This is a genomic window from Massilia sp. 01N417 (assembly GCF_056399645.1).
This window is the reverse complement of record NZ_JBFTRS010000022.1, coordinates 53,706-72,359: the sequence shown is the minus strand read 5'-3', so window position 1 is coordinate 72,359 and position 18,654 is coordinate 53,706. Positions and strand designations below refer to the sequence as shown.

Here is an 18,654-nt window from a genome sequence, read left to right as displayed (position 1 = left end):
GCAATCACCATAGGCAACCGGTACTTTAGTCGATTGGCTCAGCGCGGTCCAAGAATCAAGACGGCTTTGCAGGCCGTTCGCCATCTTTAGAATCAGGGCACTTACAGCTGCCCTGCTAGCCTAACGGCTACCGTTGAATATCTTGGCACGGAATCGAGCCTGCCCAGTTGCCATTCAAAAACGCGCCCCCCAATTCAACACGGTAGCTCAGGTAACCTGTGCCCCAAATTGGTCGCGTTGCACAAGTTGTGTGATCGAAAGAAAGTAAAAGAGGCGATTGAGTGGAAGCATGAGGTTCGTCTTTTACAAGGCAACAACAAAAGTAAAACGAAAGATAAATCTTTATTTACTTTTGCTTTGACGACCTGTGGGGGAGTCCGGTTTACGCGCGTGAATGTTAGGTGTTCGCCACGAATTCGAAAGTAAAAAACATGAAAACGCCAAAAATCGAAAGAAAAATATGGGTAAATTTACCTTTTTTTTCCTAAATTTACAGTTTCTCTTTCTTTTTCGTTGACGTTGAATATTTTTCTATCTAAAGTGCCTGCGTCGATCTCAATAACTTTTTTGCACTCTTTGCAAAAACACACATACAACACCCAAGACACAATTGACGTAAATCGACTTAGACGGATTCAAGCATGACTGACGCTTATAAAACCATATGCCCAGGCAACACATCGCCGGATGCGCCGAGCAAGGCAATCGCGCTGTTTCGCCCGGGAACACTATCCATGCACATTGGCCAGCGGATAGGATTCATTCGCCTCGCCCAGCCGATTTCAACTTGAATTGAAAGTCCGATCTCAAATGAATAATCCATCCAAGAAATTAAGGGTTATCGCCATCTCATTCAAGATTCTTTGCTTCATCGGGTTGTTGATTTCGGCCTGGATACTAGCGACGCACGGCTTCGACTGGACCTTGCTGTTTCTCCTGCTCAGCACGGCCGGTATTATTTCGGAATCGAACGCACGAATCGCGTCGATGCTCGGCAGCGATGCAAGAGCGGCGCTGTCAAATAATAGGCAAGGAAAGGGCGAGGAGAGAAGCGCGGAATCCAAGGTTCTAGGGGCGATGACCGCGGTGGCTCTCCTCTGTCTCATTGCATCGACGATCTATTCTCTACTTTAGGGTATCTCGGCGTCCGGCTAGTGGATGGAATTGACTACCGCGCGCCTTCACGCGGCCAGCTACGGGCGTGCTGCCGGACGTCGACGTGCATGCGCTGCCCCTGTAAGGCAGCGCCGGTTTTGCATCACTTGAACGAATACGACACGTTGCCGAACCAGCGGTGTCCACGCGGATCCGTGTACGATTTTAGTTGAAGAAGGGGACAAGGAAGGTTTTACACAGAGCTTTCTGGTAGGTCGCCGACATAAGCTGAACAGCCAGTACCGAGAAATTCTCATAGACGCGAATAAGAAGTGCTCCAAATTGATTGATGAAGCAGTCGACTGCATCGCTAAAAGACTCGACCCACAGCATGAAGATTCGAAAGCCAATAATGTGAAAGTGCCTTAAGCCGCATTGCCTAGGGCTTCCGAGGACATTTCTTTCACCATCTTCTCATGCTCAACCGCTGCCTCAAACCCTTTTATCATGCCCACAGCACCGCCGTTTCGATATGGCGTGAACTTCAACACCGCACCATTAAATTCCGCTGACACAAGTTGCGACTTATTCTGGAACGCTGCTTCGGTTTTTACGCCAGCGGCAGCTAAGCGCGGCAAGGCTAGTTTCTTCCAATCCGTCGGCTGCGGAATATCCCACCGAGATTTTCACATTCTATTGATACTTCACTCGCAATTTCACCCGACGGCGCACGTAAGTCATAGTCGACGCAGCGGTGTTTGGCCGAGCACAGTTGCCGTTCGTGACAGACCCCTGCTGTGCGAATGCAGAGGCGCAAAGACTTCGCCCCCCGAAAACATCCTTCCTTCGTCGGCCAGGGTCACAGCTCATTGATAATTCTAAGGCACGATCGTACGAATTCCTCGTTAAAGCATTGCACCAAAAATAAAGCCCTGTAAAAACAGGGCCTTACGGATCAAGCAAGCTGGAAAACTAATATTTCCACAATGCAACTCACTCCCACTCAATCGTCGCCGGCGGTTTCCCCGAAATATCATAAACAACACGATTCAAGCCACGAACCTCATTGATGATCCGGTTCGACACCCGGCCCAGCAGATCGTGCGGCAGATGCGCCCACTGCGCCGTCATGAAGTCCAGGGTCTGCACCGCACGCAGCGCCACCACGTACTCATAAGTACGGCCATCGCCCATCACGCCAACCGATTTCACCGGAAGGAACACGGCAAACGCCTGCGAAGTCGCCTCGTACCAGTTCACCGGCGCCTTGCCGGCGTCGATACCCGGCACCATCGGCGCCACGAACGGCGTATTGCGCAGCTCTTCGATGAAGATCGCATCCGCTTCGCGCAGCAGGTCGGCGTATTCGCGCTTCACTTCGCCCAGGATGCGCACGCCCAGGCCCGGACCCGGGAAGGGGTGGCGGTACACCATGTCGTGCGGCAGGCCCAGGGCCACGCCCAGCTTGCGGACTTCGTCCTTGAACAGCTCGCGCAGCGGCTCCAGCAGCTGCAGGTTCAGGGTTTCCGGCAGGCCGCCCACATTGTGGTGGCTCTTGATGGTCTGGCCCTTCTTGCCCTTGCCGGCCGATTCGATCACGTCCGGATAGATCGTGCCCTGGGCCAGCCAGCGGGCGGAGGTCAGCTGCTTGGCCTGCTCCTGGAACACTTCGACGAATTCGCGGCCGATGATCTTGCGCTTCTGCTCGGGATCGGTCACGCCGGCCAGGTGGCCCATGAACTGGTCGCTGGCGTCGATGCGCAGCACCTTCACGCCGAGGTTTTTCGAGAACATGTCCATGACCATCTTGCCCTCGTCCTTGCGCAACAGGCCGTGGTCGACGAAGACGCAGGTCAGCTGGTCGCCGATGGCGCGGTGGATCAGGGCTGCGGCCACGCTCGAGTCGACGCCGCCGGACAGGCCGAGGATGACTTCATCGCTGCCGACCTGGGCGCGGATCTTCTCGACGGCTTCGCCGATGTAGTCCGGCATGTTCCAGTCGCTCTTGCAGCCGCAGATCTCGTGCACGAAGCGGCCGATGATGGCTTCGCCTTGCGTGGTATGGGTGACTTCCGGGTGGAACTGCAGGGCATAGAAACGGCGTTCTTCGTCGGCCATGGCGGCCACCGGGCAGCTGTCGGTCGAGCCCATCAGCTTGAAGCCTTCCGGCATTTCCAGGACCTTGTCGCCGTGGCTCATCCAGACCTTCAGCATGCCGTGGCCTTCGTCGGTGACGAAGTCGTTGATGCCGTTCAGGAGCTTGGTGTGGCCGCGGGCGCGTACCTCGGCGTAGCCGAATTCACGCACCTTGCCGTTTTCGACCTTGCCGCCCAGCTGGGCCGCCATGGTCTGCATGCCGTAGCAGATGCCCAGTACCGGCACGCCCAGTTCGAACACGGCTTGCGGCGCGCGCGGCGAGTCGCCTTCCAGGGTCGAGTTGTGGCTGCCGGACAGGATCACGCCGGAGGCGCCGTAGTTGCGGACGAAGTCGTCGCCGATGTCGTAGGGGTAGACCTCGGAGAACACGCCGGCGTCGCGCACGCGGCGGGCGATCAGCTGGGTAACCTGGGAACCGAAGTCTAGGATGAGGATTTTGGAGTGCATTTACTTGTCTTGATGTGAATGGTGGGCACTGAGTGCCCACCCTACGGCGAATACAAAAACGCGGCCGCAGGGGCCGCGTCTCGGGATCTTTTACTCGGAGCGGTAGTTCGGCGCTTCCTTGGTGATCTGCACGTCGTGGACGTGGGATTCACGCATGCCTGCCGACGTGATCTCGACGAACTCGGCTTTCGCACGCAGTTCTTCGATGTTCGCGCAGCCGCAGTAGCCCATCGACTGGCGCACGCCGCCGACCAGCTGGTAGATGATGGCCAGCACGCTGCCCTTGTAGGCGACGCGGCCTTCGATACCTTCCGGGACGAACTTGTCGGCCTTGCTCGAGGCTTCCTGGAAGTAGCGGTCGGCCGAGCCTTCGGCCATCGCGCCCAGCGAGCCCATGCCGCGGTAGCCCTTGTAGCTGCGGCCCTGGTAGAGGATCACTTCGCCCGGCGCTTCTTCGGTACCGGCAAACATCGAGCCCATCATGACGGTGTGGGCGCCGGCCGCCAGCGCCTTCGAGATATCGCCCGAGAAGCGGATGCCGCCGTCGGCGATGCAGGGTACGCCCGTGCCTTCGAGTGCTTCGGCCACGTTCGAGATCGCGGTGATCTGCGGCACGCCGACACCGGCGACGATACGGGTAGTGCAGATCGAGCCCGGGCCGATGCCGACCTTGACGGCGTCGGCGCCGGCTTCGACCAGCGCGCGTGCGGCGGCCGCGGTGGCGATGTTGCCGCCGATGACGTCGACCTGCGGGTAGGTGTCCTTGATCCACTTGACGCGGTCGAGGATGCCCTGCGAGTGGCCGTGGGCGGTGTCGACCACCAGCACGTCCACGCCGGCCTTCACCAGCAGTTCCACGCGTTCCTTGTCCTTGTCGCCCACGCCCACTGCCGCGCCCACGAGCAGCTTGCCTTGCGCATCCTTGGATGCGTTCGGGTGTTCATGCGACTTCAGGATATCCTTCACGGTAATCAAACCGCGCAGTTCGAAAGCGTCGTTGACGACCAGCACGCGCTCCAGGCGGTGCTTGTTCATCAGGCGCTTGGCCTCAAGCGTGTCAGCGTCTTCATTCACGTAGACGAGCTTTTCGCGCGGGGTCATCTTGGTGCGCACTTCCGCTTCCAGGTCTTCCTCGAAGCGCAGGTCGCGGTTGGTGATGATACCGATCACCTGCTTGCCTTCCACCACCGGGAAGCCGCTGAAGCCGTGCTGGTGCTGCAGGGCGATCACGTCGCGGATCTTCATCGTCGGCGGGACCGTGATCGGGTCGCGCAGCACGCCGGCCTCGAAGCGCTTGACGCGCGCCACTTCGCGAGCCTGGTCGGCGGGACGCAGGTTCTTGTGGATGATGCCGATGCCGCCCTCCTGCGCCATCGCGATCGCGAGACGGGCTTCGGTCACGGTGTCCATTGCGGCCGACAGCAGCGGAATGTTCAGCGAGATATTCCGGGTCAGTTTGGTTCGCAGGGACGTGTTGGCCGGGAGGATGTTGGAGTAGGCCGGGACGAGCAGCACATCATCGAACGTGAGTGCTTTCTGAAGAAGACGCATAGTTTTATTTCCTATAGGCGCAAAAGCGAATTATACAGAAACTGCCGTCAAACGTCTTCAAGGAGCCCAAAAAAGCCCGGAATGTAGCTGAAACCCATCCATTCGGCGAAAAACCATGCTCGTTGACAGGCCCGGCGAATCATGGCGAAATCAGGATAAAGATAACCCAAGGAAACATAATGAACCCAAGCTGGCTGCGCCTCCTGCCGATTGGCGCCCTCGCCCTGCTCCCGCAGATCGTCCATGCCCAATACAGCTGGATCGACGACAAAGGTGCGCGCGTCTTCTCGGATCGCCCGCCGCCGCCCGGCACGCCGCCGAGCCGTATCCTGAAGGCGCCGCGCGGGCTGGAACCGGCGCCCGAGGCGGCAGCCGCAGCGGGCGGACCCACCGAAAAGCCGTCCACGCCCGGCTGGATCGAGCGCGAAACGGACTACCGGAAGCGCGCCCTCAAGCGGGCCAGGGAAGAGGAAGATGCGCTTGGCGCCAGCAAGGCCCGGGCCGCGGCTTGCGATGCGGCGCGCGCGGAACAGGCACAGCTGAATTCCGGGGTGCGCCTGGTACGCATCGACAAGAACGGCGAGCGCGACTACGTGTCGGACGAGGAGCGTGCACAGCGGCAGGAAAAGGCAAAACGCGCTCTGGCGCAATGTCCGTAATGTAGGGTGGGCACACCGTGCCCACGCGCAAGCCAACATGATGCCGGCGTCACGCGTGGGCAGGGACTGCCCACCCTAGCGCTTGGCGGCGCGCCTCCGCCTGGAATCCTTGGGATCCGCCACCAGCGGCCGGTAGATCTCGACCCGGTCGCGCTCGCGCAATACCGTGTCCAGCGACTTCTTCCTGCCGTAGATGCCGACCGGCTGGGTCACCAGGCTGATCTCCGGGAAGCGCGCCAGCACGCCGCTGTGTTCGATGGCCTGGCCGGCCGTGGTGCCGGGCGCGACGCGCATCGGATGGATGAACTCGTCCTTCGGCGTGGCGTAGACGATGGTGACCTGCAGCTCGCCGGTCGACGGGGGCGCTTTAGATTCCATACACCTGCTCGGCACGCTTGCAGAAGGAATCGACCATGGTGTTGGCGATCATGCCGAACACCGGCCCGACGATCTGTTCCAGGATCACGCTGGAGAACTCGTACTGCATGTCGAAGTCGATCTTGCAGGCGTCGGCGCGCAGGGACTTGAAGGACCACACTGCTTCCAGCATCTTGAAGGGACCGTCGACCAGGTGCATCTTCATCTGGGTCGGACGCTGGTTGTGGTTGGAGGTGGTGAAGCTCTGCTTCACGCCGTGGAAGTTGATCTGCAGGGAGGCGGTCAGGTTGTCGTCGGTCCGCTCGATGATCTTCACACCGCTGCACCACGGGAGAAATTTCGGATAATCCTCGACCTTTGCAACGAGGTCGAACATTTGCTCGGCGCTATAGCCTAAGAAAACTGATTTGTGCACTACTGCCATTTGTCAGCCGTTTGTTATGATGTTGGATTAACAGTAGTTTAACCGACGCGCGCATTTTAGCTATTTCATGAGTATTATTGATAATAAGAAAGCCTTTTTCGACTACTTCATCGAGGACCGCTACGAGGCCGGCCTGGTGCTGCAAGGCTGGGAAATCAAGGCGATCCGGGAAGGCCGCGTGCAGATCAAGGAAGCCTACGTCGTGGTCCGCAACGGCGAGCTGTTCCTGTTCGGCGCCCACATCAGCGCCCTGACCGCCACCTCCGCCTGGAGCCATCCGGAAGCCCTGCGCACCCGCAAGCTGCTGCTGCACAAGGCCGAAATCGAGAAGCTGGTCGGCAAGGTCGAGCGCTCCGGCTATACCCTGGTCCCGCTCAACCTGCACTTCAAGGGCGGCCGCGTGAAGTGCGAAGTCGGCCTGGCCAAGGGCAAGAAGCAGCACGACAAGCGCGACACCGAGCGCGACCGCGACGCCAAGCGCGAGATCGAAAAGGCGATGAAGAACAACCGCCGCTGACACTCAGCGGAAATACGGCGGCACGTTGCCCGCAATCTGCGCGAATTCGGCGTCGGTCAGAGGCAACTTCCCGAAGGCGGCCCAGGATTCGCGCGGCCGCAGGTTGGCGCCCTGGGCCGCATCGGTCCCGTACAGCACCCTGCCCGGCCCGACCTGGCGGATGGTGTCCGCGACGAGCTGCGCCAGTTGCGGGCGGATGTCGCGGTCGACGATCGAGGCGACGTCGAAATACAGATTGCGGGTGCGCGGGTCGTGGCGGGCGACGCTGGCCGCCAGCTCCGCCATCGCCTCGCGCGCCGGCGCGTCCTCGTAGCCCGGACCGCTGCCGGCGAAGTGCGCCACCTGCACCACCACGTCGGGCGCGGCCGGCAGCAGCTGTTCGATGAAGATCCTGGCCTGGCGCGCACCGTAGGCCCTCTCCCTGCCGATGCTGGCCCGTAGATGCACCACGATCGCCATGTGCGCCGCGTTGGCGGCGGCGAACACGTCGCGCAGCCGCGCCACGTGGGCGGGATCGTCGAGCTGCACGTCCGAATTCCCGAAATGGAGCTTGATCCCGCGTCCCATGCCCGGGGTCGCGGCGCAGCGCTTCAGTTCCTGCAGCGCGTAGTCCTTGAGCGGGTTGAAGCTGCAGAAAGCGATCAGCCGGTCCGGATAGCGCGCGGCCTGGGCGGCCGTCCAGTCGTTCTCGCGGCGCACCTGTCCAGCTTCGTCCTCGACCCGGCGGCCCGGCTTGCCGTACCAGAAGGCGACCGACAGCAGGGTCGCCTTGCGGATGCCGGCGGCGTCGAGCAGCGCGATCACGTCCCTGGCATCCAGCGGCTGCAGGCCGGAGCCGGGGCCGGCCAGCGCGATGTCTTCGGCGCTGAAGATGTGCTGGTGGTAGTCCCCGACCGGCGCCTGCGCCGCGGCGGCGCCGGCCAGCATCAAGGCGGTCAGGACCAGGCTGCGTGCGAGCGTATGCATGGCGTTCTCCGCTGCGGAAAACGCCAGTCTAGCGCCAGCGGCGGCGCCCGCAAATCACTTTTGGATATGCACGTCGCGCGCCGCCAGGCCCGCCAGGCGCAGCGCCGCATAGCTGCCGGCCAGCCCGACCGTCACGCCGCAGGCCAGCTTGAAGGCGCTGCCGAACAGCAGCGGCGCGGCCAGGCCCGACACCAGCGCGAAGGACATCATCTGGATGAAGGCCAGCATCGAGGATGCCAGGCCGCGGTTGTCCGGGAACAGGCCCAGTGCGCCCACCTGGATGGCCGGCATGGCCACCGCCAGGCCGAAGGTATACACCATCAGCGGCAGCACCGCCCACGGTACGGTAACGCCGGCGCCGGCCCACGCGGTGTAGCCGACGTTCAGCACGCAGGCAAGCAGCATCAGGCCGAAGCCGATCGCGCGCATCGTCGCCGGGGCATGGCTGCCGGCCCGCTTGCCGCCCCAGGCCGAACCGATCACCATGCCGCTGATCAGGGGGATGAACATCCATGCGAAGGCGGTTTCCGGCAGGTGCAGGATCTCCATCACGAAGTTGGCCGCCGAGCCGATATACAGGGACAGGCCGCCGAAGGCCAGGCCCACCGACAGCGACAGCAGCAGGAATTGCGGATGGCCCAGCACCTTCAGGTAGTTGCGGGCGATGGCGACGCCATGGAAGGGATGCCGCTTTTCGGATGGCAGGCTTTCCGGCAGCAGGCGCCAGCACAGCACCAGCATCAGCGCGCCGAACAGCGCCAGGAACCAGAAGGTGGCGCGCCAGCCGAATGTCACGTGCAGCCAGCCGCCCAGCACCGGCGCGATGGCCGGCGCCAGGCCGAACACCATCATGATGTGGGACATCATCTTCTGGGCCTGGGCGCCGCTGAAGCGGTCCTGGACGATGGCCTGGCCGATTACCGAGCCGGCGCCGGCCGACAGGCCCTGCAGCGCGCGGAAGGCCAGCAGCCAGCCGAAGGTGGGCGCCAGCGCGGCACCGACCGAGCCGATGGTGTACATGACCAGCGCCACCAGGATCACGGGACGGCGGCCGAAGGAATCGGACAGGGTCCCGTAGAACAGCATCATGAAGGCGAACGTGAACAGGAACACGCTCAGGGTCTGCTGCACGGCCACCGGACCGACGGCGAAGGCGCGCCCGATCGCGGGAATGGAGGGAAGATAGGTATCGATCGCCAGCGCGCCCACCATACCCAGGCAGGCCAGGATCACCGTCAACAGTCTTTGCATCTACATCGCCTTCGTTAAACCAAAGGCGAGATTGTAACGACAATCAGTTTACATGGTAGAGGGACATGCCAAAACGCTCGGTGCGAGGCATCCAGTTGCCCTGGTAGTCGGCCGATACCAGCACCCGCTCGGCGCGCCCGACCAGCAGCTTGCGCGGCACCAGGCCGATCATGCGCGAGTCAGCGCTGTTGTCGCGGTTATCGCCCAGCATCAGGTACTGGCCATCCGGCACCCGCAGCGGGCCGAAGGTGCGCGGCGCAACCACGTCCGGCAGCACCTGGATGTGGCGGCGCCAGCCCTTGCCGCCTTCGATCGACTCGGACAGCTGCAGCGCGCGCAGGGTCGCACCCTGGATCGAATCCAGCGACTCGGCCACCATGCCGTAGTCCGCGCCCTTGCCGTTGATGTAGAGGCGCTCGTTGCGCATCTCGACGGTGTCGCCGGGCAGCGCCACCAGGCGCTTGATCAGGAGGGTGCCGTCCTTGGGCGAACGGAAGGTGACGATGTCGCCGCGCGAGGGCTCGCCGATGCGGGCCAGCACCACGTCGGTGAGCGGCACCTTCAGGTCGAAGGCCATGCGGTTCACCAGCACCACGTCCCCCTCCAGCAGGTTCGGGTGCATCGAGGCCGAGGGGATCGGATTCCAGTCCGCCACCGCCGAGCGGAACACGCCGAACAGGACCAGGAAGGCCAGGAAGCCTTTGTTGTTGCGGACGAAGTTCTTCACGGCGGGCTCCTTGGAATTGTTCTCGGATGAGTTATACGATGGTTTGCCGGATGTATGCTTAACAGAAAATTAAAGCGCACGTATGCATGCTTGCGTGGGCACGGGGTGCCCACCCTACGGGCGCTGTAGGGTGGGCGCCCTGTGCCCACGATCACCTTTTTCCCGCCGCCGGTTTGAACATGTGCCAGGCGCCGACCGCGACCGGTATCCCGAGGCAGATCACGGCCGCCGCATCCCACCAGCCATCGCCCAGCAGCCCCACCGCCAGCCCCACCGCAGTCAGCACGCCGAGCAGGATCGGCATGCCCCACAGCGAACGGAAGCCGCTCATCGCGGTTCTCCTTCGCGCGCCAGCGCCGGCTGCCGCGCGGCCCGCAGACGCGCCTCGTCGCCGGCCTTCGCCCTGGCCGCGCGGCCCCGCTTGAGCCACAGGTACAGGCCGCTGCCCAGCACGACGATGGTCGCCAGGTCGAGCAGCGCCCACAGGAATTTCATGCCGGCGCCGCCGTAGTCGCCGAAGTGCAGCGGCTGCGACAGCAGCAGGGTGCTCAGGTACCAGGGCAACGTGCGCTGGTCGGTCACCTGCCCGGTACCGGCGTCGACCAGCACCGGCTTGTACAGCTTGGCGGTCAGGGCCTGGTCGCCGTGCATGTAGACGCCGTAGTGATGCGCGCTGGCGAAGGGCGTGCCCGGGAAGGCGATGAAGCCGACCTGCATGCCCGGCTGCAGCGCCTGGGCGCGCGCCACCGACTGCTCCATCGACGCCAGCTTCGCGGGCGGCGGCAGCCCTTCATAAGGCTTGACCATGGCCGCGATCTCGGTCGACTGCCAGACCTGCAGCAGCACGTCGGCCAGGGTGTTGACCACGCCGGTGACGCCTACCACCAGCGCCCACACCAGGGTCACGATGCCGAGCAGGTTGTGCAGGTCCAGCCATTTCAGGCGCGCGGTACGGCCGTGGCGGACGGCGCCGAATTCCAGCTTGCGCATGAAGGGCGCGTACAGCACCACGCCGGAGACGATCGCGACGACCAGCAACAGGCCCATGCAACCGAGGAAGAGCTTGCCCGGCACGCCGGCGAACAGGTCGACGTGGAGGTGGAACAGGAAGGCCATCACCGTCCCGCCCTCGATCGGCGGTTCGGCCACGTAGCGCGCGGTGCGGGCATCGATCGCGATCGAGACGAAATCCGGGTCGTTCGCATGCCTGCCCATGGTCAGGAACCACAGCGCCGGCTGGTCGGCCTCCTGCGACATGTACATCATGACCTTGTCCGGATAGCGCGCCTTGCCGGCGGCGATCACGCTGTCGAGGTCGGCGCGCGGCGGACTCGCCTGTTGTTGCGTCGTCAGCGCCGGCGGCTCGACCTCGTTACCCAGCAGGTGGCCGATCTCATGATGGTAGATCAGCGGCAGGCCGGTCAGGCACAGCAGCAGCATGAAGACGGTACATACCAGGCTGCTCCATTTGTGGATCCAGGACCAGCGGCGAAGGTTTGCGGGGGACATGAAGGGAGAAGACGGCGGCGCGACGTTGCGGATGAGGCCAAATAATAATAGTTCTCATTTACGAAATCAAGCGCGATGGATATAATGAGAACTATTCTCATCAAAAGCAAGAATGTCATGAAGAACCACGCACTTCCCCGCACCACCCTGACCCCGGCCGCTTTCGGCGCCCTGCTGCTGGCAAGCTCCTTCGCCCACGCGCAGACCGCGCCCGCCGCCCAGGACCCGCAATCCGGCGCCCAGCCCGGCATCGCCACCGTCGTGGTGAGCGCCTCGGCCGACGCCTCGGCCCAGGGCCTGTCGGCGGCCTATGCCGGTGGCCAGGTTGCGCGCGGCGGGCGTCTCGGCCTGCTGGGCAATGCCGACATCATGGACACCCCCTTCAATGCCACCAACTACACCCAGGCCCTGATCCAGGACCAGCAGGCCCGCAGCGTGGCCGACGTGGTCCAGAACGACCCTTCGGTGCGGGTGGCGCGCGGCTTCGGCAACTTCCAGGAGCTGTACGTGATCCGCGGCTTTGCCGTGAACTCGGACGACATGGCGTATAACGGCCTGTACGGGCTGCTGCCGCGCCAGTTCGTGGCCTCCGAGCTGCTGGAGCGCGTCGAGATCCTGCGCGGCGCGAACAGCTTCGTCAACGGCGCGGCCCCGGGCGGCGGCGGCATCGGCGGCGCCGTCAACCTGGTGCCGAAACGGGCCCCGAACCATCCGCTCAGCCAGGCGACCCTGGGCGTGGAATCCGGCGGACAGGTCTATGGCGCCTTCGACGTCGCGCGCCGCTTCGGCGACGGCGACCGCGCCGGCATCCGCGTGAACGCCGTGCGCCGCGACGGCGACACCGCCGTCGACCGCGAATCGCGCCGGCTGAACGTGCTGTCGGTGGGTCTCGACTACCGCGGCAACAACTACCGCCTGTCGGCCGACGTCGGCTTCCAGGAACACATCCTCGACAACGCCCGTCCCAGCGTGACGGTCGGCGCCGGCCTGGCCGTACCCGCCGCGCCGGAGGCCAGCCACAACTTCGCCCAGCCCTGGACCCACTCCAACGAGCGCGACACCTTCGGCACCCTGCGCGGCGAGGTCGACCTGGCCCCGAACCTGACCGGCTGGGCCGCCTTCGGCGCCCGCAACGGCAGCGAGTTCAACGCCCTGACCACGACCACCACCACCGACAACAACGGCGGCCTGAACATGGGCCGCTTCGACAACGTGCGCGACGACCGCACCCGCACCGGCGAAGTCGGCGTGCGCGGCGAGCTGCGCACCGGCCCGGTCAGGCACACCATCAGTGCCAGCGCCTCGGCCTTCGAGATGAAGTCCTTCAACGCCTACGGCATGAGCGACTTCGCCGGCTGGCCGACGAATCTGTACCGCCCGGTCGACGTCGCCGCGCCCTCGCCCACCTTCTTCACCGGCGGCTCGATGGACCATCCGCTGCTGACCCACAAGTCGATCCTCGGCAGCTACGCGATCGCCGACTCGATGGCCCTGCTGGACGACGCGCTGCGCATCACGGTCGGCCTGCGCCACCAGCGCATCAAGGATTACAGCTACGACTACACGAGCGGCCTGCAGAACGCCGGCTACGACGAAAGCGCCAACACCCCGGTCGCCGGCATCGTCTACAAGCCGATGAAGAATTTGTCGCTGTACGCGAATTATGCGGAGGCGCTGCAGCAGGGCCCGACCGCTTCCGGCTCGTCCGTGGTGCCGGTCAACCAGGGCCAGGTCTTCGCGCCCTACACCTCGCGCCAGAAGGAGATCGGCGTGAAGTACGACAGCGGCAAGCTGGGCATGACGGCGGCCGTCTTCACCACCGCCCAGCCGATGGCCTATGTCGAGAACCGCGTGTTCGGCATCTTCGGCGAGCAGCGCAACCGCGGCCTCGAGCTGTCCGTGTTCGGCATGCCGATGCGCGGCCTGCGCGTGCTGGGCGGCCTGACCCTGCTGGACGCCGAACAGCGCCGCACCGCCGGCGGCATCAACCAGGGCAAGGATGCGATCGGCGTGCCCGAGACCCAGCTGAACCTGGGCGCCGAATGGGACATCGCACAGGTGCCGGGTCTGTCGCTGAACGCACGCGCCATATATACCTCGAAGCAGTACGCGGACGCCGCCAACACCCAGCAGCTGCCGTCCTGGAGCCGCTTCGACCTAGGCGCGAACTACCTCACCCGCATCATGGACCGCGACGTGAGCTTCCGCGCCCGCATCGACAATGCCTTCGACCGCAATTACTGGGCTTCGGCGGGCGGCTATCCGGGCGCCGGCTACCTGGTGCTGGGGGCGCCGCGCACCGTCAGCGTGTCGGCCAGCGTGGATTTCTGATGGCCTGGTGCGGCTTGACCTCGTCCTTCAATGCCGCCAGCGCCATCTTCTCCACCACGCCCGGCGCAAGAAGCTTGAGAAGCCGGCCGAGCTTGCCCTTGGCCGTCATCACGACTTCGCGCCGGCGCGCCTCCATGCCGTCGACGATCAGGCGCGCGCATTCCTCCACCGTCATCGCTCCCTCCTCGCGCAGGCCGCTGCTGCCCATCTCGCGGCCCAGGGCGTTGAAGCCGCGGTAGCGGATCCGGGTATCGACCACACCAGGATAGGCGATGGTGACCGAGACCCCGGCGCCCTTCAGCTCCGCGCGCAGGGCCTCGAAGAAGCCGGTCATCGCGAACTTGCTGGCGCTGTAGGCGGTGCGGCCCGGCACGCCGATCAGGCCGGCCAGCGAGGACACGGCGACGATCCGTCCGCGCGCCGCCTTCAGCTGCGGCAAGGCGGCCTGGGTGCACCATACGCTGCCCCACAGGTTGATGCGCATGAGTTCCTCGTACCAGCCGAGGTCCGGCACGTCCTCGAACAAGGCATGGGCCGAGCGGCCGGCATTGTTGACCAGGACGTCGATGCGGCCGAAGCGCTGCACGGCCGCGTCGACCAGGCGCCGGCACTGGTCCGGGTCGGCGACGTCGGTGGGCACCGCGAGCGCCTGCGCGCCGAGGGCCTCGCACTGGCCGGCCACCTGCTCCAGCTTTTCGCGGTCGCGTGCGCCCAGCACCAGCGCCAGGGTTCGACCACCCGCGGCACCGTCCCGCGCGGCCAGCCGGCGGGCGATTTCGGCGCCGATGCCGTCCGAGCCGCCGGTGACGACCACGACCCGCATTACTTTTGCACCTTGACGATCTGCAGGGCGCTGGCGATCAGGCCGCTCATCTCGCCCATGTTCGCCGGCACGATGATGGAGTTGTTGGTCTTGGCCAGGTTGGCGAAGGCGTGGACGTATTCTTCGGCCACGCGCAGGTTGACGGCGTCGATGCCGCCCGGGCTGCGGATCGCATCGCCCACCTGGCGCAGTGCGGTCGCGCTGGCGTCGGCCAGGGCCACGATGGCGGTCGCCTCGCCCTGGGCGCGGTTGATCGCGGCCTGCTTCTCGCCTTCCGAGCGCGCAATGTTCGCCTCGCGCTCGCCGCTGGCGATGTTGATCGCTTCCTGGCGCCGGCCCTCAGAGGCGGCGATCAGGGCGCGCTTCTCGCGCTCGGCGGTGATCTGGCGCTGCATCGAGTGCAGGATCTCGGCCGGCGGCGTCAGGTCCTTGATCTCGTAGCGCAGCACCTTCACGCCCCAGTTGGCGGCCGATTCGTCGATCGCGTTGACCACCGTGGTGTTGATGTGGTCGCGCTCCTCGAAAGTCTTGTCCAGCTCCATCCGGCCGATCACGGAACGCAGCGTGGTCTGGGCCAGCTGGGTGATGGCCTGGATGTAGTTCGAGGCGCCGTAGGAGGCGCGCATGGCGTCGGTCACCTGGAAGTACAGGATGCCGTCCACCTGCAGCTGGGTGTTGTCCTTGGTGATGCAGACCTGGGGCGGCACGTCGAGCGGAATCTCCTTCAGGCTGTGCTTGTAGGCGATGCGGTCGACGAAGGGCACGACGATATTCAGGCCGGGCGCGAGCGTGGCGTGGTACTTGCCGAGCCGCTCGACAACCCAGGCGTGCTGCTGGGGCACCACGTTGATGGTCTTCAGGACGAAGACCAGCGCGATGACGAAGATCACCAGTGCCACGGTACCGAATGAAAATTCCATGAGCATCCCTTATAGAAGAGTTGTAATTTTAAGCAAATCTTATGAATGCGAGACCGCATTCGACACCACCAGCCGGCTGCCCTGCACTTCGACGATGCGGTATTCCCCGGCCTGCGGCGTGGCGCCCTGGCCCAGCTCGACATCCCACAGCGCGCCGCGGTACATCACGCGGGCACGGCCGTGGTCCCAGCCCGGCACCGTCACCCGCTGGCCGATGTCGAGGTTGACGTTGCGGTCGCGCGCGGCGTCGTGCCTGGCCGGGCGGCCGAAGCGCGAACGGTGCAGCAGCGCGGTGGCCAGCACCCCGACCGCGGCCGCCGCGATGGTCTGCACGGGACCGCCGGCGCCAAGCAGGGCCACCAGCCCGCCGATCGCCAGTCCGATGGCGATCATCAAGAGATAAAACGTCCCGGTGAACAGCTCCAGGATCACGAGCACGCCGGCCGCGACGAGCCAGCCCATCCACTCAGCCATGGTTTCCTCCTCCTCTTTCCACTTGCCTGAAAAAGTCGAAAACCCCCGTCTCCCGGCTTGGGTGACGAGGGTTTAGATTGTTTTTTGCGTTTTCGATGATGACTTGAATAGACAATTCGTTATCCCTAGTCTACCCCGTCTGTACAAGGAGTCAACGTTGTAGTTGCTTTTGCACCATTTTGGGGACGAAAATTGATATGCATATGGGGTTTGGCGTCAAGATTTCGTCAAGTTTTGATACCATAGAGAAATCTACACCTTCCTTCCCCTACCCGTCCATGTTGATCGTCGTAAGCCTGCTGCTGGTGACGATGGCTTTGTCCGCCGTCATGCTGCTCGTGCTGTCCTCGCTGCGCGATAGCGGGGCGCGCGGTATCCGCGAATGGTTCGCGGCGAACGCGATGGCGGTGGCCTGCCTGCCGCTGTTCGCGGCGCGCGGCGTGGTGCCGGACTTCCTGTCGATCGAAGTGGCGAACACCCTGCTGCTCGGCACCACGACGATGGTGCTGGCCGGCTTCCGGCGCCACCTCGGCCTGGCCGTGCCCTACGGCCGCCTGGGCGCCTATGTCGCACTGGGCCTGCTGCTCGTCGTCGCCCTCCACCACGGCGTCGATTCCGCCGGCGCCCGCATCGTCGCGATGTCGGTCCTGCACGGCGCCCTGTGCTTCGAGATGGGCGCGATCCTGTGGCCGCAGCTGGGCCGCTCCGAGCGCCGCTATCCGGTCCTGTTCACGGTCTTCTCGGCCTACGCCAACGCCCTCGCCCAGGTCGTGCGCGGCATCGTCTACGGCGTCCAGCTGGCCGGTGTCCAGCTGCCCTGGAGCGACGCCACCATCAGCATGGTCTTCTTCTCGGCCGGCGCGCTGTCGCTGCCCGCGCTGACCCTCGGCGCCGTCATGATGGCGAACGCCGACCTGATCGCCCGCGCCCAGCACGCGGCCAACCACGACCACCTGACCGGCGCGCACTCGCGCCGCGCCTTCTTCGCAGTGGCGGAGCGCGAGCTGGCCCGCGCCCAGCGCCGCCGCAGCCCGCTGTCGCTGCTGCTGTTCGACGTCGACTATTTCAAGCGCATCAACGACACCCACGGCCATGCCACCGGCGACCAGGTGCTGGCCGACATCGTCGAACGCGCCGGGGCGGTGGTGCGCAACATCGACACCGTGGCCCGCCTGGGCGGCGAAGAGTTCGCGGTCCTGCTGCCCGACACCTCCGCCGACACCGCCCTGCTGGTGGCCGAGCGCCTGCGCCACGGCCTCGACCGCACGCCGGGCGAGAACGACCGCATCGGCGTCGACTACACGGTCAGCATCGGCGCGGCCACCCTGCATCCGGGCGAGGGCATCGATGCCATGCTGTCGCGCGCCGACGCCGCCCTCTACGCGGCCAAGGCCGGCGGGCGCAACGCGGTGGTCGACGCGCGCAGCATGGTCGCGAAAATCGCATGAACTGTTTAGCTGGATAAGACCGGCATGCTCCTCGCCGCCAAATACGCCGCCCTGTTCGCACTGACGGCGCTGGCCGAAATCCTCGGCTGCTACCTGCCCTGGCTGGTGCTGAAGGCCGGCAGGAGCGCCTGGCTGCTGCTGCCGGCCGCCATTTCGCTGGCGCTGTTCGCCTGGCTGCTGACGCTGCATCCGACGGCCGCGGGCCGGACCTATGCCGCGTACGGCGGCATGTACATTGCCGTCGCCCTGTTGTGGCTGCGCTTCGTGGACGGCATTGCGCTGACGCGCTGGGACCTTGCGGGCGCCGCGCTCGCGCTGGCGGGCATGGCGCTGATCGCGCTGCAGCCGCAGGCCTGAGCCGGGCCGCCCGGGCCCCTCAAGTGACAATCCTGTGTGCGAGCGAGCGGCCGAGGCGGGCCGCGAAGCCGGCAAGTGTGTGGACTCTCCCGTCGGCGAACAACACTCTGTCGGCAACGAGCAATGCCGCAGCCCACGCGGCGGCGACGACGATCATGTCGCATCGGCCGCTTTTCCACCATTTAAGCGAGTGCCTCCCCATGATCCAGGGGACTCCCATGGGGTTCGGCCAGTCGGCAAGCAGATGCATCACCCCGCCGGCCGCAAACCCGAACGCCAGCGGCGCCCAGGCGATCGTATCCAGTAAAAGATAAGAAGCGCCCAACAGGGCAAGCCAGCCCATTCCCCAGTGCGTCCACGTCCGATGGGCGATCCACAGCTTCCTTTTCCTCGACCACCACGCGACTTCCAGCCAGTCGGGTGCGGTCCCTCCGGCAGTTCCCGCGATTGCGGCGAGTACGCTCCACGCGTCCCAGGGGCCGCCGGCGCCGGCGTGATGGACGAGGACGGCGGCAATCAGTCCGGCGGCCACGCCGGTTGAATGATGTGCGCTATGAGAAGCCATGATGGGGGCGAACCATTCCACAAGTAACGACGAGGGGGAGGAATATACTTCCTGG

Annotated in this window: 20 protein-coding genes; 6 read left to right on the top strand and 14 right to left on the bottom strand. The window is 64.5% G+C overall.

Annotated elements, in window-relative coordinates; translation table 11 throughout:
• The first annotated feature begins 810 nt into the window (after nucleotides 1-810).
• Nucleotides 811-1,134: a hypothetical protein gene (locus AC1DOQ_RS21280; RefSeq protein ID WP_477368871.1), complete on the top strand. Its 324-nt coding sequence runs from the start codon at nucleotides 811-813 to the stop codon at nucleotides 1,132-1,134.
• Nucleotides 1,135-1,520: 386 nt separating this feature from the next.
• Here the strand turns inward: AC1DOQ_RS21280 and AC1DOQ_RS21275 are convergent, their stop codons facing one another.
• The 3 genes from AC1DOQ_RS21275 to guaB all read right to left on the bottom strand — a co-directional run bounded on the left by AC1DOQ_RS21275 (nucleotide 1,521) and on the right by guaB (nucleotide 5,250).
• Complete coding sequence (locus tag AC1DOQ_RS21275) at nucleotides 1,521-1,733, bottom strand: hypothetical protein (protein WP_477368869.1); 213 nt, start codon at nucleotides 1,731-1,733, stop codon at nucleotides 1,521-1,523.
• Between the two features lie 355 nt (nucleotides 1,734-2,088).
• The gene (gene guaA / locus AC1DOQ_RS21270) at nucleotides 2,089-3,699 is read right to left on the bottom strand and encodes a glutamine-hydrolyzing GMP synthase (RefSeq protein ID WP_477368867.1); all 1,611 of its coding nucleotides are present in this window, start codon (nucleotides 3,697-3,699) and stop codon (nucleotides 2,089-2,091) included.
• A gap of 90 nt (nucleotides 3,700-3,789) precedes the next feature.
• Nucleotides 3,790-5,250: an IMP dehydrogenase gene (gene guaB / locus AC1DOQ_RS21265; protein ID WP_477368865.1), complete on the bottom strand. Its 1,461-nt coding sequence runs from the start codon at nucleotides 5,248-5,250 to the stop codon at nucleotides 3,790-3,792.
• Between the two features lie 179 nt (nucleotides 5,251-5,429).
• Between guaB and AC1DOQ_RS21260 the strand changes: the two genes are divergently transcribed.
• A complete protein-coding gene (locus AC1DOQ_RS21260; RefSeq protein ID WP_477368863.1) occupies nucleotides 5,430-5,909 on the top strand; it encodes a DUF4124 domain-containing protein in 480 nt (159 codons plus the stop codon).
• A gap of 75 nt (nucleotides 5,910-5,984) precedes the next feature.
• On the opposite strand, the gene AC1DOQ_RS21255 is transcribed toward AC1DOQ_RS21260, so the two are convergent.
• Both AC1DOQ_RS21255 and AC1DOQ_RS21250 read right to left on the bottom strand, forming a co-directional pair.
• A complete protein-coding gene (locus AC1DOQ_RS21255; RefSeq protein WP_477368861.1) occupies nucleotides 5,985-6,287 on the bottom strand; it encodes an RnfH family protein in 303 nt (100 codons plus the stop codon).
• A complete protein-coding gene (locus tag AC1DOQ_RS21250; RefSeq protein ID WP_477368859.1) occupies nucleotides 6,277-6,711 on the bottom strand; it encodes a type II toxin-antitoxin system RatA family toxin in 435 nt (144 codons plus the stop codon). The genes AC1DOQ_RS21255 and AC1DOQ_RS21250 overlap by 11 nt, the downstream gene beginning before the upstream one ends.
• A gap of 67 nt (nucleotides 6,712-6,778) precedes the next feature.
• Here AC1DOQ_RS21250 and smpB point away from each other — a divergent pair, with 67 nt between their 5' ends.
• Complete coding sequence (smpB, locus tag AC1DOQ_RS21245) at nucleotides 6,779-7,228, top strand: SsrA-binding protein SmpB (protein WP_052233789.1); 450 nt, start codon at nucleotides 6,779-6,781, stop codon at nucleotides 7,226-7,228.
• 3 nt (nucleotides 7,229-7,231) lie between these two features.
• Here smpB and AC1DOQ_RS21240 read toward each other — a convergent pair whose 3' ends face one another.
• The 5 genes from AC1DOQ_RS21240 to AC1DOQ_RS21220 all read right to left on the bottom strand — a co-directional run bounded on the left by AC1DOQ_RS21240 (nucleotide 7,232) and on the right by AC1DOQ_RS21220 (nucleotide 11,681).
• A complete protein-coding gene (locus tag AC1DOQ_RS21240; RefSeq protein ID WP_477368857.1) occupies nucleotides 7,232-8,194 on the bottom strand; it encodes an amidohydrolase family protein in 963 nt (320 codons plus the stop codon).
• Nucleotides 8,195-8,248: 54 nt separating this feature from the next.
• The gene (locus AC1DOQ_RS21235; RefSeq protein WP_477368855.1) at nucleotides 8,249-9,445 is read right to left on the bottom strand and encodes a multidrug effflux MFS transporter; all 1,197 of its coding nucleotides are present in this window, start codon (nucleotides 9,443-9,445) and stop codon (nucleotides 8,249-8,251) included.
• 43 nt (nucleotides 9,446-9,488) lie between these two features.
• Nucleotides 9,489-10,172: a signal peptidase I gene (gene lepB / locus AC1DOQ_RS21230; protein ID WP_477368853.1), complete on the bottom strand. Its 684-nt coding sequence runs from the start codon at nucleotides 10,170-10,172 to the stop codon at nucleotides 9,489-9,491.
• A 151-nt stretch (nucleotides 10,173-10,323) separates the two neighbouring features.
• Complete coding sequence (locus tag AC1DOQ_RS21225) at nucleotides 10,324-10,503, bottom strand: hypothetical protein (RefSeq protein ID WP_477368851.1); 180 nt, start codon at nucleotides 10,501-10,503, stop codon at nucleotides 10,324-10,326.
• Nucleotides 10,500-11,681, bottom strand: coding sequence for a PepSY-associated TM helix domain-containing protein (locus AC1DOQ_RS21220; protein WP_477368849.1), 1,182 nt, complete (start codon nucleotides 11,679-11,681; stop codon nucleotides 10,500-10,502). Before AC1DOQ_RS21220 ends, AC1DOQ_RS21225 begins: the two co-directional genes overlap by 4 nt.
• A 117-nt stretch (nucleotides 11,682-11,798) precedes the next feature.
• Here AC1DOQ_RS21220 and AC1DOQ_RS21215 point away from each other — a divergent pair, with 117 nt between their 5' ends.
• Complete coding sequence (locus AC1DOQ_RS21215; RefSeq protein WP_477368847.1) at nucleotides 11,799-14,012, top strand: TonB-dependent receptor; 2,214 nt, start codon at nucleotides 11,799-11,801, stop codon at nucleotides 14,010-14,012.
• Here the strand turns inward: AC1DOQ_RS21215 and AC1DOQ_RS21210 are convergent.
• Genes AC1DOQ_RS21210 through AC1DOQ_RS21200 form a run of 3 tightly spaced genes read right to left on the bottom strand, consistent with a single transcriptional unit; the run spans nucleotide 13,984 to nucleotide 16,229 of the window.
• Entirely contained in the window at nucleotides 13,984-14,835 is an 852-nt protein-coding gene (locus tag AC1DOQ_RS21210; protein ID WP_477368845.1) for an SDR family oxidoreductase, read from the bottom strand. The genes AC1DOQ_RS21215 and AC1DOQ_RS21210 overlap by 29 nt on opposite strands.
• Nucleotides 14,835-15,755 (bottom strand): SPFH domain-containing protein, encoded by a 921-nt coding sequence (locus tag AC1DOQ_RS21205; protein WP_477368843.1) that lies wholly within the window; start codon nucleotides 15,753-15,755, stop codon nucleotides 14,835-14,837. The genes AC1DOQ_RS21210 and AC1DOQ_RS21205 overlap by 1 nt, the downstream gene beginning before the upstream one ends.
• A gap of 39 nt (nucleotides 15,756-15,794) precedes the next feature.
• A complete protein-coding gene (locus AC1DOQ_RS21200; RefSeq protein WP_477368841.1) occupies nucleotides 15,795-16,229 on the bottom strand; it encodes an NfeD family protein in 435 nt (144 codons plus the stop codon).
• A gap of 278 nt (nucleotides 16,230-16,507) precedes the next feature.
• Here AC1DOQ_RS21200 and AC1DOQ_RS21195 point away from each other — a divergent pair, with 278 nt between their 5' ends.
• Together AC1DOQ_RS21195 and AC1DOQ_RS21190 are read left to right on the top strand one after the other, a co-directional pair.
• Complete coding sequence (locus AC1DOQ_RS21195; protein ID WP_477368839.1) at nucleotides 16,508-17,677, top strand: GGDEF domain-containing protein; 1,170 nt, start codon at nucleotides 16,508-16,510, stop codon at nucleotides 17,675-17,677.
• A 24-nt stretch (nucleotides 17,678-17,701) separates the two neighbouring features.
• On the top strand, nucleotides 17,702-18,034 hold the full coding sequence (locus AC1DOQ_RS21190) for a YnfA family protein (RefSeq protein WP_477368837.1): 333 nt from the start codon (nucleotides 17,702-17,704) through the stop codon (nucleotides 18,032-18,034).
• 19 nt (nucleotides 18,035-18,053) lie between these two features.
• Here AC1DOQ_RS21190 and AC1DOQ_RS21185 read toward each other — a convergent pair whose 3' ends face one another.
• Nucleotides 18,054-18,599 (bottom strand): metal-dependent hydrolase, encoded by a 546-nt coding sequence (locus tag AC1DOQ_RS21185; protein WP_477368835.1) that lies wholly within the window; start codon nucleotides 18,597-18,599, stop codon nucleotides 18,054-18,056.
• Between the last annotated feature and the right edge of the window lie 55 nt (nucleotides 18,600-18,654).